The organism is Aliidiomarina sp., assembly GCF_022565475.1.
Taxonomy (GTDB): Bacteria; Pseudomonadota; Gammaproteobacteria; order Enterobacterales; family Alteromonadaceae; genus Aliidiomarina.
Genome location: NZ_JAIUMR010000011.1, coordinates 63,435 through 78,209 on the forward strand (window position 1 = coordinate 63,435; position 14,775 = coordinate 78,209).

Consider the following 14,775-nt stretch of genomic DNA (forward strand, 5'->3'; position numbering starts at 1 on the left):
TCCGAATTTACACCACCATAATTCCGGCAATCAGGTAACCAATGGTTGCCAATAACGCAGCCAACAACGCATAAGGCAACTGGGTTCGAACGTGATCGATGTGCTCCGTTCCCGAAGCCAAAGAGGCAATGATTGTGGTATCACTGATGGGTGACGCATGGTCACCAAATATGCCTCCGGCCAGCGCTGCGGCGATAAAGAGTGGTACCGGTAAGCCTAATGTCATCGCTAGCGGAATCGCCAACGGCAGCATAATCGCGAACGTGCCCCAGCTTGAGCCGATCGCAAACGCGGTCAAGGCCGACAACAGGAAAATGAGGGCTGGTAAAGTCCAGCTCGGTAAGGTTTGGTTCAAAATACCCGCCAAATACTCACCTGAGCCCAAGGCTCGCGTTACGTCACCTAGAGCAATAGCCAGCCAGAGAATGACCGCCAACGGTAAAATTTTCCATGCACCGCGCAAAACACTTTCCAAAATCACGGCTGCCGAGGCTTTCAAGGTGACCACACTACCGATAATAGCGATGACTAACGCTGTCACGATCGCAACAAAGACACTTTGCATCCCACTGCCGCGAACGATACTACCGTCACCGGTGTACCACAGCATAATCGGTACCATTAAAACCATGGTTACTAAACTGATAATCACGGTCGCAACGGCGCCTCGATTGAGAGTAAAGTCATGGTGAGCGTCGTCACTCGCTTGCACGAGCGCAGCCTGATTCGCCTTTCGCACCCGTTCTTGTGCTGCCGCTTCAAACGCTTTCATCGGCCCAAATGCCCATCCCGTCCAAGCAACAATGAGTGCCAAAGTTAAGGCAAAAATCGCGTAGAAATTAAGTCCAATTGAATAAACAAAAGTCATCAGCGGGTCAGCGACACCTTGGTTACCAATCAAGCCTAAGTTGAATGCACCCCATGCATTCAGAGGGATTAAGATACAGACTGGGGCGCAAGTGGAGTCGATAATATAGGCGAGTTTTTGCCGACTCACACCCAACTTATCGTAGACCGGGCGCGACGTGGTTCCCGCGGTCATGATTGACACATTGGATTCGATAAAGACCGCCACGCCCAAAAACCAACTAAACATGCGTGCACGGCGTTTGTTGGGAACAATTTGCTTACGTTCGAGGGCGGCGACAAAATGTTGGAAGGTCCCTGCCCGCTCGAGAACGCCAAACAGTGCACCTATCGCCAAGGTAAAGCCCCATATCAGCATATTCGATGGTTTGACTAAGGTTTCAAATAAGCCGCCCCCCGCGGCCACCAGACCGTCACCAACCGCTGGCATAAAGAGCAAGACATAGGCTAAAACCACGCCGCCGAATAGGGCCAAAATGACCCGGCGCGTGAGAATAGCAAAGAAAATTGCGAGCAATGAGGGTAGTAGGCTAAGCCAGCCTAACTCTGTGGACATGGTCTAATTCCTTGTTGTTTTTATTGTGGCTCGAGCACATCAAATATGCCACGAGCCACGCTTTACAACAAGATTAAGTGCTTATTCCCATTCGATAGTGGCTGGTGGTTTACCGGATACATCGTAAACCACACGCGAAATACCATCAATTTCATTGATAATTCGATTCGACACCCGGCCCAGTAAATCGTAAGGCAAGTGTGCCCAATGAGCGGTCATAAAGTCGATGGTTTCGACTGCACGGAGCGACACAACCCAGTCGTACTTGCGCGCATCACCCATGACGCCGACCGAGCGCACAGGTAGAAACACCACAAAGGCTTGGCTGACTTTATGATACAAGTCGGCTTTGTGCAGCTCTTCAATGAAAATTGCATCGGCGCGACGTAGGATGTCGCAGTACTCTTTTTTCACTTCACCGAGTACTCGAACGCCAAGGCCTGGCCCTGGGAACGGATGACGGAATAACATGTCATACGGCAAGCCAAGTTCCAAACCAATTTTACGCACTTCATCTTTAAATAATTCACGCAGCGGCTCAACCAGTTTCATGCGCATTTCTGGTGGTAAACCGCCCACGTTGTGATGCGATTTAATCACGTGCGCTTTACCAGTTTTTGAACCTGCAGACTCAATCACATCAGGGTAAATCGTGCCCTGCGCTAACCAGTCCACTTCGGTTAACTTGTGCGCTTCTTCGTCGAACACTTCAATAAACGCACGACCGATGGTCTTACGTTTCGCTTCGGGTTCGTCGATTCCGGCGAGCGCATCCATAAAACGGTCAACGGCGTCGACACGAATGATATTTAAGCCAAAGTGGTCGCCAAACATTTCCATGACTTGGTCGGCTTCGTTCAAACGCAATAAACCGTTATCGACGAACACGCAGGTCAGCTGATCGCCAATCGCACGGTGTAGCAACATCGCTGTCACTGACGAGTCGACACCACCCGACAAGCCAAGCATGACTTTGCCCGTACCGACCTGCTCGCGAATGCGTTGAATTGCGTCTTCAATAATTGCACCCGGTGTCCACAGCTTTTCACACTTACAGATATCAATTACGAAGTGTTCAAGCATGCGCAAACCTTGGCGCGTGTGCGTTACTTCTGGGTGAAATTGGACACCGTAGAATTTCTTCTCTTCGTTAACCATCGCTGCATGCGGGCATGTTTCTGTGCGCGCAACGGTAATAAAGCCTTCCGGAATATCACTGACTTTGTCGCCGTGACTCATCCACACATCGAGTAATGGCAAGCCGTCATCGCTAATGCCGTCTTCAATGTTTTTAAACAGTTTACAGTCAGCAATTTGCTCGACACGTGCGTAGCCAAACTCACGCAAGTTCGACCCTTGCACCGCGCCACCGAGCTGCGCCGCCATGGTTTGCATGCCATAACAGACACCAAAAACGGGTACGCCGGCCTCGAAAACATACTCAGGTGCGCGTGGCGAACCTGCTTCAGTGACACTCTCTGGGCCGCCCGACAAGATAATCCCGTCTGGGTTAAACGCTTTGATATCACTGGCATCGACATCCCATGCCCATAATTCGCAGTAAACGCCGATTTCACGAATACGACGGGCAATCAGTTGCGTGTACTGAGAACCAAAATCAAGAATCAGAATTCGATGCTGGTGAATATCTTGTGTCATGTGTTTTCCAGTTCGGTTAGCAAAGTCATTAAGGCCACGATTGGTCATCCAATCTGCAGCAGTTTACGCCTGCGCGCTTGGTCACTAGCCCATACGATAGTTGGGCGCTTCTTTGGTAATTTGGACGTCGTGTACGTGCGATTCACCCATGCCCGCAGAGGTGACGCGAATGAACTCCGGCTTGGTTCGCAAGGTTTCGATATCTTTCGAGCCGGTCAAGCCCATCGCTGAACGTAATCCGCCCATTTGCTGGTGAATAATATTCGCGATTGGACCTTTATAAGCAACGCGTCCTTCAATGCCTTCAGGAACCAATTTTTCCGCCTGATTTGACGCTTGGAAGTAACGGTCTGACGAGCCGTGGCTTTGGTTCATTGCACCGATGGAGCCCATACCACGATACGATTTGTAGTAGCGACCTTGATACAGTTCCACTTCGCCCGGTGATTCTTCCGTTCCGGCAAGCATGCTACCGACCATCACGCAGCTTGCGCCAGCAACGATCGCTTTGGCGATGTCACCCGAGAAGCGAATACCACCGTCGGCAATCACTGGGATATCCAAACCTTCGAGGCCTTCCACAGCATTTGAAATCGCCGTGATCTGTGGCACACCACAACCGGTAACAATGCGCGTCGTACAAATAGAGCCTGGGCCAATACCAACTTTCACCGCGTCAACGCCAGCGTCGGCCAGTGCTTTGGCGCCTGCAGCTGTTGCCACGTTACCACCAATAATATTAAGGTCCGGATATTGTTTACGGGTCTGACGAACACGCTCAAGCACACCTTCCGAATGACCATGCGAGGTGTCGATAAGGATTACGTCCACACCTGCGTCAACTAATGCCGCGATGCGCTCTTCCGTGCCAGCGCCAACGCCGACCGCAGCGCCCACGCGCAAGCGACCTTGATCGTCTTTACAGGCATTCGGTTTGTTGGCTGCTTTTTCGAAATCTTTCAGCGTAATCATGCCACGCATTTCGTGGGCGTCGTTGACGATCAAAATTTTCTCGATGCGGTGTTTATGCATCAAATTAAGAATAGTATTGCTGTCTGTGCCTTCTTTTACCGTAACGAGACGATCTTCTGGCGTCATCACGTCGGCAACGGTTTTGTTGTTGGCTTCTTCAAAGCGCGTGTCACGGCCGGTAACGATACCAACTAGACGGCCATCATCAACCACAGGGAAGCCATGGAAGCCATGCTCTTGCGCTAACGCTTTCACTTGCTTAATGGTGGTTTTTGAAGTGACTGTCACTGGGTCAGCAACAATACCGCTTTCGAATTTTTTCACTTTGCGGACATGCGCAGCTTGCTCGCTGATGCTCATGTTTTTATGAATAAAACCTATACCGCCCTCTTGCGCTAAAGCGATCGCTAAATCGGCTTCAGTCACGGTATCCATAGCAGCAGAAACCATTGGAATATTCAGGCTAATGGTGCGCGTTAAACGGGTATTTAGGTTTGCTGTATGCGGCAGCACAGTCGAGTGCGCAGGCAGCAGGAGAACATCGTCGAAGGTCAGGGCTTCTTGGGCAATTCGTAGCATGGCAACATCTCCGCTGAATCGTAGGTGGTGGATTAATGTTGCGGCGGTATTTTACTCAGATCGTCGTCTACAGTAAACTAAAAAATGATTTTTCTCATCGCGCGCCAAATTACATTGAGGTAAAACTATCCATGGACATGCCATCTTTCGACGACCCATTTGGGCAAAAGCGCGAATCCGGCGACCAACAACGGCAAATTTTTACCGTTTCCCGCCTGAACAGTGAAGTCAGGCGCCTACTCGAGTCGCACTTCGGCAACCTTTGGTTGGTCGGCGAAATCTCAAACTTCTCCGCGCCCTCCTCGGGGCACTGGTACTTCACGCTCAAAGACGAACAAGCACAAGTTCGCTGCGCCATGTTCCGTGGCAACAATCAGCGCGTGCGACTTGCCGTCAATGGCCGACCCAATTCACAAAACATGCACGGCATGCAAGTTCTTGTTCGTGCTCGGCTAAGCTTGTACGAGCCGCGCGGTGATTATCAGTTGATTGTCGAACATCTTGAAGCCGCCGGTGAAGGTTTATTGCAGCAACAGTTTGAAGCGCTGAAACAAAAACTCCAACAAGAAGGGCTGTTCGCCCTTGAGCGCAAAAAACCGTTACCCAAACAAGTGCGCACGCTCGGTGTGATTACCTCGCCCACAGGCGCCGCCATTAAAGATGTTCTTAGTGTTTTGAAGCGCCGCGACCCGAGTCTCGAAGTCATTATTTATCCCGCGCAAGTGCAAGGCGCGGACGCCCCGGCGCAGTTGCGCCAAGCCTTGGCCACAGCCATTCGCCGCAATGAAGTTGACGTGCTTTTGCTCACCCGTGGGGGCGGTTCGTTAGAGGATTTATGCTGTTTTAACGACGAAGCCTTGGCTCGCGACCTTGCCGCCTGTCCGTTACCCACCATTAGTGCGGTTGGCCACGAAGTCGATTTTAGTATTTGCGACTTTGTCGCTGATATACGTGCGGCAACCCCATCAGCTGCAGCTGAATTGGTCAGCCAAGATCAACAGCAGCTGGTGCGGCAATTGCAACAAGCCGAACAACAAGCAACCCGCGCGATGCAGCAAATCTTACAACGTCAACGCACGCAGTTAGTGCATTTACGTCAACGTCTGCAGCCATTAAGCCCGCAACAGCGTTTGCAAATGCGTGCTCAGCAGCTCGATGACTGGCAACAACGTGCGGAGCAAGCAATGGTGCGTCGTCTGCGCCAACAGCAGCAACAACTGCAGCAGCTCCAACACCGTCTCCAACGTGCCCAACCCGGTCACGCATTGCCCGCACTGCGTCAGCGTACCGAGCAGCTCTACAATCAAGGCGTACGCGCTATCACACAGCGCCTCAATCAAGCCCTCAGCCGTCAGCAAGCAGCCCAGCAAACCCTCGACATCGTCAGCCCCTTGCACACCCTTAAACGCGGCTACAGCATTACCGTCAACGCCAACGGCAACATCATCCGTAACGCCAGCGCCTTCAAACCTGGCGACGAGCTACGCACCCGCTTCGCCGAAGGCGAAGTCATCAGCGAAGTCCGCCAAGTTAATCCCTAGCTTGGCTTGGGCTTCCGTGTTGGGGCTTGGGCTTCCGTGTTGGGGCTTGGGCTTCCGTGTTGGGGCTTGAGCTGTTGTCGGATAGCTCGAGTACATACATGTATAGCTATGGCATCGCCATCCATGGCGACGACATTCCGATAACAGCTCAAGCCCCAACACTCGCGCCCAAGTAAACGCTCAGCGAAAGCCCAAACCTGCAAAGCTAAGACTTCCCACCATAGCGGTGACATTCCGATAACAGCCCAAGTCCCACCACTCGCGCACAAGCAAACGCTCAGCGAAAGCCCAAACCTGCAAAGCTATGACTTCCCACCATAGCGACGACATTCCGATAACAGCCCAAGCCCCACCACTCGCGCCCAAGCAAACGCTTAGCTCAAGATCTAATATCGGCGAGGATTGCTACAGCACGTTCGTCACCCGCGGCAGCTGCTTGTTCGAGAAGTTGCAGACCGCGAGCGCGCTCAGCGTCATCAGCCGCAAGATTATGAAGCTGTGCACCATAGAAAGTCATGACAGTGAGATCGCCTTGGTCAATGAGATATTGCGCCCAGGTTTGAGAAAAAAATTGCAACGCCATAAAGTGCTGGGCTGGCTGATAACCGCCTCGAGCAGCGCGGTCATACCAAACCCACGGGCGATAATCAGCCAACATAGGATAGGGTTCGTTATTGCGGTCGCGCGTCATAGCCAAGCCACCTAAAAACATTTGTTGTTCCGGAACACCAGCTTCCGCCAAAGGCAAGGCACGATCGAGCGATGCCTGAATGACTTTCAGTTCCTCAGCGGTATTGAGGTCGAGTCGATAGTCTAATAGGACACGCGTATACTGAATTTGATCGGCTGCTGGATAGCGAAATTGATTTTCAACGCGGCGATAGTTACGGGTGAAATCAGTCATCGGTTCATTCAATACCGTTGAGGCCAACACATGCCCTCGTTTACTGACCACTTGCACGATATTCACCCAAGTCTGCATGCCTTGCCGATCATAATGAGGTGGGTATTCAGGTTGTGCGCGTCGTCGTGCAGGACGATATTCACGGTCACGAAGCTCAAGCCAACTGGGTGAACGAGCGACAATGAGCTCATCTTTCAACATTGTATAAAACGCTTCTGCTGCATCGAGCTCTTCTGCACTTAAGTGCGGCTCAATTTGCACCAACAAATCCTCGGCACTCTGATGTCGCCACGCTTTCGCAGCCCGCAGATAGCCCACCGATTTCACTGGGTCATAATCCGTCCCAAGCTCTTCAATGCTGAACACACCTAAGTAATAGGCAGCATCAGGGCTACCTAACGGCAAATACTTTAACATTTGGTCATAAGCCGACTCATAATTACCGTCGCGGTAATCAATGATGGCGTGACGCAAAGTGATAGGCTCGGCATCAGCCAGCGCTTGAATAGGTAGCAGGTAAATCAAAAATAAAAAAGTGAAGCAAATCCTCTGCATAACATTGTTCCTTAACATTCGATTAAATTCCAACCTACCGCCAACACCAACCGACCGCAAGCACATTTAATCTAATGGCTAATTGCATTCTAGGGTTGCGTTTTGTATTTTCTGAACTTTTTTGAGCGTTTTGTTTTAGTTGGAGCTGCAGCGTAACAACAACTTCAATTCCGGCTTAATAAATTACATATTGCGTAATGCGTAACGATTGGGCAGAATAATTGTATGATTAAAAGCTTCAAACACAAAGGACTGGAAAAGTTCTTCACCAACGGGAGCAAGGCAGGCATTCAGGCTCACCACGCACAACGTATTGAAGAACGATTACAAGCGCTTCATACCGCTACGGTCGTCGAAGATATGGACATTCCCGGATGGCGTCTACACGCACTAAAAGGAAATCGTGAAGGCTTATGGGTAATTAACGTAAGTGGAAACTGGCGCATCGTTTTCGAGTTTATTGATGGTCACGCCTACGTTGTGAATTATGAGGACTACCACTGATGAGCATTCAACAATACAAGCCTTTGCACCCAGGGGAATTCATCAAGCGGGTGTATCTTGAGCCATTTAACCTGAGTTCCAATGAATTGGCTCGAAAGCTAAAAATGAGCGCTGCCCAAGTGAGCCGGCTACTCAATTGTAAGTCCGATTTGTCTCCGACTGTCGCGCTAAAGCTCTCGAAGGTTCTAGGCCGCTCCCCGGAAAGCTGGCTGGCAATGCAAGACAACTTCAACCTATGGCAAGCACGAAAGACTATTGATCTAGCTGAATACGAAACCATCGAGTTCGCTGTCTAAGCGAAATTAAAGCCTCAGTATGTGGGCGTGAATGACTTGCGAATGCTGCTTTCTCGGATGGCCATGTTGCAGCGCTTCAGCGCGAGGGACGCCGGAGGGGATTGCTGAGGAATGCCAAACTAAAGGCTCGAAGGCGTGAATGGGTTGCGAATGCTGCTTTCTCGGAATGTCGTCGCCATGGATGGCGACGCCATAGCGATACACGGATGTACTCGAGCGATCCGAGAAAGTGGCTTCGCAAGCCATGGAAGCCTACGAAGCCTATTTCGAGCGGTCCTCAGGAGTCCCCTCCGGTGGCCCGGAAGCTGAAGCGCCAGCCTTTAGGTTTTGTCGACCTTGAGGACGCGCATCTCGCCGGCTTCGCCTTCGGGGTGGTGGAGGTGAACATCCATTTGTGGATATGGGATGCCGATGCCGTTTTCGTCGAGGGCGTTTTTAATACGTTCCATCATGTCCCAGTAGACTGGCCAATAGTCTTCGCTCTTGACCCATGGGCGGACAATTAAATCAACCGACGAGTCATTCAATGCAGTGACTGCAACGCGCGGAGCTGGTTCCTTTAAAACACGCTCGTCGTTGGTGATGACGTTCATCAGGACTTCTTTCGTCTTTTTCAGGTCTGCCTTATACGAAACACCGATAAGCATGTCGACGCGGCGCGTCGCTTCTTCGGAGAAGTTCGTGATTTCACTGCCGGTAATACGCGAGTTCGGCACGATCACCAACTTGTTGTCGGGCGTTTTCAAGATTGTTGTAAACAGCTCAATGCGTTGAACCGTGCCTTGAATACCACCTGCGTCAACATAGTCGCCCGATTTGAACGGGTGATAGATCATGATCAGCACGCCCGATGCAAAGTTGGCGAGTGAGCCTTGTAATGACAAACCAATGGCTAAACCGGCCGCACCAAGAATGGCGACAAACGAAGTGGTTTGGATACCGACATGCGAGAGTGACATGAGAATTGCAGCAACAATAATAATTGCCCGCAATATACTCGCAAGGAAAGACACCACGGCATTATCAATTTTGCTGGTTTCAAGACGCTTGACCATAAAGTTGGACAGCGCTCTTGCGATCATGAAACCGCCGATGATGATGATCAAAGCGACAATCACCTTGCCGCCAAAGAGCAACATGGTTTCTTGATTTTCTGCTACCCAGTCGAGAGGCTCGTTCATGAAAGATTCCTTATCTATTAGAAAGTATGAATGCATTATAGCCGAAAGTTAAAGTACCTTCGACCTTCTGCATCCGGTTGACCTAACCAAGCGAGTAACTCGGTCAGCCCTTGCGGTGCACCAGCCTGTGGCGCAATCCCAATGCGTAAATCAATTCCATTGGGAGCAACTGTGCCGTCGACACTTAAGCCGAGTAAATTGTCTCGTGGCATCTGCACTAACATGCGGCCATCGGCACAGCCAATGTTGGTCGTGTAGTCACCTAATGGTTGCCAGCGACGATTAAATTCACCTTCGATATCAAAGCCCCGGGCCTGACCATTCAGGATTTCACACAGCGGCTGGCCAAGCATGAACTCATCGATTTGCAAGGTCAGCGCACCGCGCAATGGAATCGGCGACGACACTGGGCTGAGCGCCATGATTTCTTGTAGATTACCTGCAAAGCGAGCATCAATAACTTCGACTGAATTCATGCTCGCGATGACGCGCGCCTGACCAGTCAATGGATTGTCACGATGTGAGGTGATTTGCACATCAGCAACCGCGTGGAGGGTGAAGAAATGCAACGGTCGAAGTTGCCACTGGATCGCGTTCAACGCAAAATCAGGCGTCTCGACACGGCCTATTTGACCATTCCAAATCGTTCCTTGAACGTGCTGAAGCTCAATTCCATTAGGGAGCGGCGCAAACGCAACAACCAGGCGAGCCGGCAACATCACGACCAAGGTGATCATGTAAGCCAGAATAAAAACAACAATTAACTTAGTCCGAACAGCCATGGACACTTCCTATTTTAACCAGTGGCGCGAATTTGCAAACGGCGCACCCGAACAACACCGGTCGTGTTCGTTTCGGTAACGTCCAAGCTTTCAATTAAGACGCCACGTTCACTCAATTGCACGAGTAACTCCAGCAACGCGTTGAATTGTGCTTCATTGAATACTAAAACCAAAGACTCATTCTGAGGCTGCACCCGTGAGACGTCTATATCTAACTGACCAGTGAGCTGATTGACGACGCTATTGAGTTGGTTTGCACGAACTTGTTGCACACTTTGTTGCTGCCGATTACGCGCTTGCAGCACCAAGGCAATCTGTTGCTCCACATGACGCTGGGTTTGTATCTGTGCTTGCAAACGCATTTCCGCCCGCTCAATGCGCTCGTTCAGCGGCTGCCAGAAACCAAACCAAAGAATCGCAAGGGCAATAAACACAGCCATGACTTGAATTAAGCGTTGTTCTCGAGTTTGCAGCCCCTGCCAGCGCTGAGCCAGTTGCGCTTTGTATTTATCCAAACTTGGGCGTAACCTTTCATTCAGCGGTGCGGTGATTTTCGCTAATGCATTCATGAGCCGCTCCTGACGATAATGGTCCCGTTAATTTGTCCTGCTCGATTCGCCAACTGGCCCTGCTCCGCCTGCAGTGATTGCTCCCGCGCGGCTTGCACAAAGCGCTCAAACGACTGTAAGTTTTGACCATTGGCTTGGATACGCAGCTCATCGCGCTGCTGATCATAATTCAAGCTGGTCAATTCGATCGGTGCTGCACGAAACGCTGGTGCCAACTGATTCAATAACACCACAACCCCGCCGCCACTCGCACCGCCCGTTCGTGCGACATGTTGTTGCAGTTGATAGCGGATATCGACCACGCGGCTTTCTTCAGGGAACGTATCTAAATACAGCTGTTCATATTGCTGCCGAACCTGTTGCGCTTCGCGTTCTAGTTCAATAACAGTCACCATTTTGTCGACAAAGAGCAGAGCTACGAGCACAGCAGCGGCCACCGCTGGGAATTTCCAGGGGCCTATATTAAAGGCTGTTTTCTGCTGGACTCGATAATCCCCCTGCAGGAGATTGACCGCTTCATGCGCTGCTAACTGCGCACCAAGCTCAAGCGCTAATGTTTCCTCGCCGGCCTCGACGACAGCAGGTGGTTGTTGCCATTCAATTTCACCGTAACTCACGATTTTTGCCAAAACCTCGTCACCGTCTGGTTGCACATAGGTCGCTAAATAAGGGTCCAAACTCAACGCTTGCCATGGTCCTTGGCGGATAACCCAAGCTTCAGCAAAATCAGCCACGCTCCATTGCTGCTCGACCACGGGCAGCATAAAAAAGTCAGGATACAGAGCTGTAGGTCTCAATTTTGCTGCTGCCAGCGCTTCGAGCCAGCGGTCAATGGCCCGTTTGGCAACCACGAGCACCGGGATTTGATCGGACTTCGGCAGCTGCTCCGGCCAAGCAAAATGCAAATTATCTATGTCTTCCGCCAACTCATCTTCAAGTGCGAACGGGATTACCTGTTGCAACTGGCGGCGCGACTTTTGCGGAATCTCAATGTTATGCCAAGCAACCGCTAGCGAGCTCACAAACACGCGCAAGTCTCGCCCCTGCGCCTTTTCGGTCAGACTGGGTAAGTCATTCAATCCTGCCAACTGGCCACTAGCTACCGTTGTTCTTCCGGCCGAGTTCCAAATCAACCAAAATACTGGCGCATTATCGGAAGCTGGAAGACGAATTATTATCTGTTCGTTCATCCGTTTCGTATCCTCCCCGCGAGCGATGCACGACGTATGCCTCACCGTTGGTTATATGTAACTGACTAACCCCATAAAACTCTAGATCACCATATTGAATTGCTGCACGCAACTCAAAGTATTGACTTTCTACGGTCAAAGCTTCTATTTCTGGAAGCCCCTGGATGGTTTGTCCTTCGCCTACGAGATTTTGAATTTCGGTTTGTTGCTGAATACTCTCAACATCGGCAAAGCCGTCCTGCGGTCGAGCACCAAGTAGACTCTGTGCACTATTCATGTCCATTTGGCCGCGGAAAAACGCGACAATAAGTTCGGCACGATCCTCAGGTACCGTATTTAGATTCAATCGCCACTGGGTTTGCGCGGGTATGACACAGACAAACGGTCGTAATCGTTCATAGACCTCCTGCGTATAACCCATGATTTGGCGCAACTCCGAGCGATGCGAAAGCAAACTATTTGCGGCTTGGTATGGCTGCGGTAACGACTCGTAGTCGGCATCTTCAGCACCTAAATTACTATGCAGCTGGCTGTCCTTGTCGATCCAGTCAATTAAAGTTGCGGTAAGCCGTTCCGCTGTATATTGATCAAATTCAAGGGCTTCCAATAGTGCTTGATACTGCTCCATGGCCAACGTCAGCGCGGCCAAATCTTCTTCGTTTTTATACAGCGCGTTGAGGTTAAAGCAACTATGTAAATCTTTGATTTCTCCAGCAATCATGCCATTACGAACAGGGAATGGGCCTTGCTGAGTCGCCCAGTTCTGCTCTAAATGCACGCGATTGTCGTCTTCCTCAAGCTCAGCAAGCAGCACTTGTCGCACAAGTGACTCTGCACTCATCCAATGCCAGTAGGCCTGCTCGGCGTGATCACTGCTAATAACGCGGGCGATTTGTAAGCGCAAGCGACCACTCATTTGCACCGCTAATACAGTGACAATAACGACGATCAGCAGCACCGTGATAATCGCGACGCCCTGCTGGCGTTTTGGCGACTTCATGGAATATTCTCCGCTTTCGCACCACTGACCAAGAGCCAACGTTCAATCACGCCGAATTCTTTCGTGTCCATGGTCAAAATGACCAAATCCGGCAGCGAGTGTTGCAGCTCCCAGCGTTCAACTTCTTGGCCGCGAAAGAGAAACCGAACCTCAAGTTCGGTGACGCCGTCTAAGAGATTCTGAATTTGCGCTTCACCGCTAGCGTCATCGACAAAAGGTTGTGACACCCGCTGCAAGATCTCGTCACGAATACGATAACTGACAGGCTGTAACTCACTGCGTGGCAACATCTGTTGCGGATTCGTCCAGCCCGCTCGCACGAACGCAAGACCACCACTGTCACTGTCAATCAAGGCGCCATCATTGGTGAGATAATAATGCCGACGCTCTTCGGGTACTGCACGTACTGGCCGCACCACCATTTGTCGGACATCACGATCCAGCGTTAATAAAGCAAACTGCAACGCTTGCAGCGCCTCATGGCGCCGTTCACTAGTGCGGTTGGCGTCAATCATATTCGATAAAACGACGGCACTGGCAGCGCCAATCACGGCAAGAATCATGATCGCAACCATAACTTCAATTAGCGTAAAACCTTGCGCACGGCGGTGTGTCGACTTCATCAACGCCGCCCCACAAACGTACTCAGCTCAACGATCACGGGGCCATTTTCACGACGGCTGACTGCTATTGTAACTTCCCGCAGGTCGTCGGTTACGGTTTCAACTGTGCGCTGCTGCCAGTACCATTCGCGACTGCCAAGCTCCACTTCACCGCTCGCCTCCGCTTGCGGTGGCCAGCTCCCCGCAATGGTATTGGCATGAACCTCTGCCAAACGATTACTCGCCACCAATTGACCAAGATAACGTTCTTCGAGCGCGCTGGTACTGCGTAATTGTTCAGTGGCAACAAATACCGCAGCGAGTGCCGCTAAGGCAAATATAGTTAACGCAAACATGGTTTCAACGAGCGTAAAGCCATGCACTGCTTGGCGGGCGTTCGGATTCACCATACATCCGCCTCGCGAAGTGACGCGCTATAACCGTCGCGAGCGTCGATAACCACTGCGTCACGCACATCATTCAGGTTTTCAATGCGCAACGTAAAACCAATAAATTCAGTACTTTCGAAAATTAGAATGGTCGGACGAGGAACGCGCTCATCTGGGTTATCGGCGCGGCGATCGCGGCCAAACACGCTTTCACGTCCTTCTTGCATATTATCAAGCAAACGGAACTGACCCATCTCAAGCTCAAAAACAACATAATCTGGCATTTGCACGCGCTGCAATTGTTGCGCATCGGGCGTCGTCCAGCGGCCGTCTTGCCACCGATAAAACTGGTACCACTGCTCTTCTTCGTCAAACTCGATACCATAGACATGATTGCGTAACAGCGCACGTTCGCGAGCAAAATGAAGTTGCTGTAAAAACTGCTTTGCACTCACTTCTGCGCCCTCATTTAAGGCGCGTGAGGGTGCATTCATAACAATAAACAGGGCGCCGATACCGATAATGACCGCAACGACCATAACTTCAATTAAGGTAAAGCCCGCTTGTCGTCGCGAGCTTTGGCCTCGAGTGAAGTTTTGCTGCGGTGCTCCAGAGCCCCATGCGAACAT

At 51.0% G+C, this 14,775-nt stretch carries 16 protein-coding genes; 3 read left to right on the forward strand and 13 right to left on the reverse strand.

Going from position 1 to position 14,775, the window contains the following annotated elements; all coding sequences use genetic code 11:
* Positions 1-7 precede the first annotated feature (7 nt).
* The 3 genes from LAT77_RS10215 to guaB all read right to left on the reverse strand — a co-directional run bounded on the left by LAT77_RS10215 (position 8) and on the right by guaB (position 4,633).
* Entirely contained in the window at positions 8-1,423 is a 1,416-nt protein-coding gene (locus LAT77_RS10215; protein WP_290564459.1) for a Na+/H+ antiporter NhaC family protein, read from the reverse strand.
* A gap of 81 nt (positions 1,424-1,504) precedes the next feature.
* Positions 1,505-3,082, reverse strand: a complete 1,578-nt coding sequence (gene guaA / locus LAT77_RS10220; RefSeq protein ID WP_290564460.1) for a glutamine-hydrolyzing GMP synthase — start codon at positions 3,080-3,082, stop codon at positions 1,505-1,507.
* Positions 3,083-3,166: 84 nt separating this feature from the next.
* Complete coding sequence (gene guaB / locus LAT77_RS10225; protein ID WP_290564461.1) at positions 3,167-4,633, reverse strand: IMP dehydrogenase; 1,467 nt, start codon at positions 4,631-4,633, stop codon at positions 3,167-3,169.
* Between the two features lie 137 nt (positions 4,634-4,770).
* On the opposite strand from guaB, the gene xseA reads away from it, so the two are divergent.
* Complete coding sequence (xseA, locus tag LAT77_RS10230) at positions 4,771-6,174, forward strand: exodeoxyribonuclease VII large subunit (protein WP_290564501.1); 1,404 nt, start codon at positions 4,771-4,773, stop codon at positions 6,172-6,174.
* Positions 6,175-6,553: 379 nt separating this feature from the next.
* Here xseA and LAT77_RS10235 read toward each other — a convergent pair whose 3' ends face one another.
* Positions 6,554-7,633, reverse strand: a complete 1,080-nt coding sequence (locus tag LAT77_RS10235; protein ID WP_290564462.1) for a hypothetical protein — start codon at positions 7,631-7,633, stop codon at positions 6,554-6,556.
* Between the two features lie 225 nt (positions 7,634-7,858).
* On the opposite strand from LAT77_RS10235, the gene LAT77_RS10240 reads away from it, so the two are divergent.
* Together LAT77_RS10240 and LAT77_RS10245 are read left to right on the forward strand one after the other, a co-directional pair.
* Positions 7,859-8,137, forward strand: a complete 279-nt coding sequence (locus LAT77_RS10240) for a type II toxin-antitoxin system RelE/ParE family toxin (protein WP_290564463.1) — start codon at positions 7,859-7,861, stop codon at positions 8,135-8,137.
* A complete protein-coding gene (locus LAT77_RS10245; protein WP_290564464.1) occupies positions 8,137-8,433 on the forward strand; it encodes a HigA family addiction module antitoxin in 297 nt (98 codons plus the stop codon). The genes LAT77_RS10240 and LAT77_RS10245 overlap by 1 nt, the downstream gene beginning before the upstream one ends.
* A gap of 6 nt (positions 8,434-8,439) precedes the next feature.
* Here the strand turns inward: LAT77_RS10245 and LAT77_RS10250 are convergent, their stop codons facing one another.
* The 9 genes from LAT77_RS10250 to LAT77_RS10290 all read right to left on the reverse strand — a co-directional run bounded on the left by LAT77_RS10250 (position 8,440) and on the right by LAT77_RS10290 (position 14,775).
* Positions 8,440-8,679 carry a hypothetical protein gene (locus LAT77_RS10250; RefSeq protein WP_290564465.1) on the reverse strand — a complete coding sequence of 80 codons (240 nt, stop codon included), beginning with the start codon at positions 8,677-8,679 and terminating at the stop codon, positions 8,440-8,442.
* Between the two features lie 74 nt (positions 8,680-8,753).
* Positions 8,754-9,614 carry a mechanosensitive ion channel domain-containing protein gene (locus LAT77_RS10255; protein WP_290564466.1) on the reverse strand — a complete coding sequence of 287 codons (861 nt, stop codon included), beginning with the start codon at positions 9,612-9,614 and terminating at the stop codon, positions 8,754-8,756.
* A gap of 35 nt (positions 9,615-9,649) precedes the next feature.
* The gene (locus LAT77_RS10260; RefSeq protein ID WP_290564467.1) at positions 9,650-10,396 is read right to left on the reverse strand and encodes a type II secretion system protein N; all 747 of its coding nucleotides are present in this window, start codon (positions 10,394-10,396) and stop codon (positions 9,650-9,652) included.
* Positions 10,397-10,410: 14 nt separating this feature from the next.
* Positions 10,411-10,965, reverse strand: a complete 555-nt coding sequence (gspM, locus tag LAT77_RS10265; RefSeq protein WP_290564468.1) for a type II secretion system protein M — start codon at positions 10,963-10,965, stop codon at positions 10,411-10,413.
* Positions 10,962-12,155, reverse strand: a complete 1,194-nt coding sequence (gene gspL, locus LAT77_RS10270; RefSeq protein ID WP_290564469.1) for a type II secretion system protein GspL — start codon at positions 12,153-12,155, stop codon at positions 10,962-10,964. Before gspL ends, gspM begins: the two co-directional genes overlap by 4 nt.
* Positions 12,115-13,155, reverse strand: coding sequence for a type II secretion system minor pseudopilin GspK (gene gspK, locus LAT77_RS10275; RefSeq protein ID WP_290564470.1), 1,041 nt, complete (start codon positions 13,153-13,155; stop codon positions 12,115-12,117). The genes gspL and gspK overlap by 41 nt, the downstream gene beginning before the upstream one ends.
* Entirely contained in the window at positions 13,152-13,778 is a 627-nt protein-coding gene (gspJ, locus tag LAT77_RS10280; protein ID WP_290564471.1) for a type II secretion system minor pseudopilin GspJ, read from the reverse strand. The genes gspK and gspJ overlap by 4 nt, the downstream gene beginning before the upstream one ends.
* Complete coding sequence (gene gspI / locus LAT77_RS10285) at positions 13,778-14,167, reverse strand: type II secretion system minor pseudopilin GspI (RefSeq protein WP_290564472.1); 390 nt, start codon at positions 14,165-14,167, stop codon at positions 13,778-13,780. The genes gspJ and gspI overlap by 1 nt, the downstream gene beginning before the upstream one ends.
* The gene (locus tag LAT77_RS10290) at positions 14,161-14,775 is read right to left on the reverse strand and encodes a type II secretion system protein (RefSeq protein WP_290564473.1); all 615 of its coding nucleotides are present in this window, start codon (positions 14,773-14,775) and stop codon (positions 14,161-14,163) included. The genes gspI and LAT77_RS10290 overlap by 7 nt, the downstream gene beginning before the upstream one ends.

Bases quoted from the DNA above. Each gene is read 5' to 3' on its own strand.
- xseA (WP_290564501.1), top strand. From the start codon at position 4,771: ATGCCATCTTTCGACGACCCATTTGGGCAAAAGCGCGAATCCGGCGAC.
- gspM (WP_290564468.1), bottom strand. From the start codon at position 10,965: ATGAATGCATTAGCGAAAATCACCGCACCGCTGAATGAAAGGTTACGC.
- gspK (WP_290564470.1), bottom strand. From the start codon at position 13,155: ATGAAGTCGCCAAAACGCCAGCAGGGCGTCGCGATTATCACGGTGCTG.
- LAT77_RS10255 (WP_290564466.1), bottom strand. From the start codon at position 9,614: ATGAACGAGCCTCTCGACTGGGTAGCAGAAAATCAAGAAACCATGTTG.
- LAT77_RS10250 (WP_290564465.1), bottom strand. From the start codon at position 8,679: ATGGCTTGCGAAGCCACTTTCTCGGATCGCTCGAGTACATCCGTGTAT.
- LAT77_RS10290 (WP_290564473.1), bottom strand. From the start codon at position 14,775: ATGTTCGCATGGGGCTCTGGAGCACCGCAGCAAAACTTCACTCGAGGC.
- LAT77_RS10235 (WP_290564462.1), bottom strand. From the start codon at position 7,633: ATGCAGAGGATTTGCTTCACTTTTTTATTTTTGATTTACCTGCTACCT.
- LAT77_RS10215 (WP_290564459.1), bottom strand. From the start codon at position 1,423: ATGTCCACAGAGTTAGGCTGGCTTAGCCTACTACCCTCATTGCTCGCA.
- gspI (WP_290564472.1), bottom strand. From the start codon at position 14,167: ATGGTGAATCCGAACGCCCGCCAAGCAGTGCATGGCTTTACGCTCGTT.
- LAT77_RS10240 (WP_290564463.1), top strand. From the start codon at position 7,859: ATGATTAAAAGCTTCAAACACAAAGGACTGGAAAAGTTCTTCACCAAC.
- gspL (WP_290564469.1), bottom strand. From the start codon at position 12,155: ATGAACGAACAGATAATAATTCGTCTTCCAGCTTCCGATAATGCGCCA.
- LAT77_RS10245 (WP_290564464.1), top strand. From the start codon at position 8,137: ATGAGCATTCAACAATACAAGCCTTTGCACCCAGGGGAATTCATCAAG.
- guaB (WP_290564461.1), bottom strand. From the start codon at position 4,633: ATGCTACGAATTGCCCAAGAAGCCCTGACCTTCGACGATGTTCTCCTG.
- LAT77_RS10260 (WP_290564467.1), bottom strand. From the start codon at position 10,396: ATGGCTGTTCGGACTAAGTTAATTGTTGTTTTTATTCTGGCTTACATG.
- gspJ (WP_290564471.1), bottom strand. From the start codon at position 13,778: ATGAAGTCGACACACCGCCGTGCGCAAGGTTTTACGCTAATTGAAGTT.
- guaA (WP_290564460.1), bottom strand. From the start codon at position 3,082: ATGACACAAGATATTCACCAGCATCGAATTCTGATTCTTGATTTTGGT.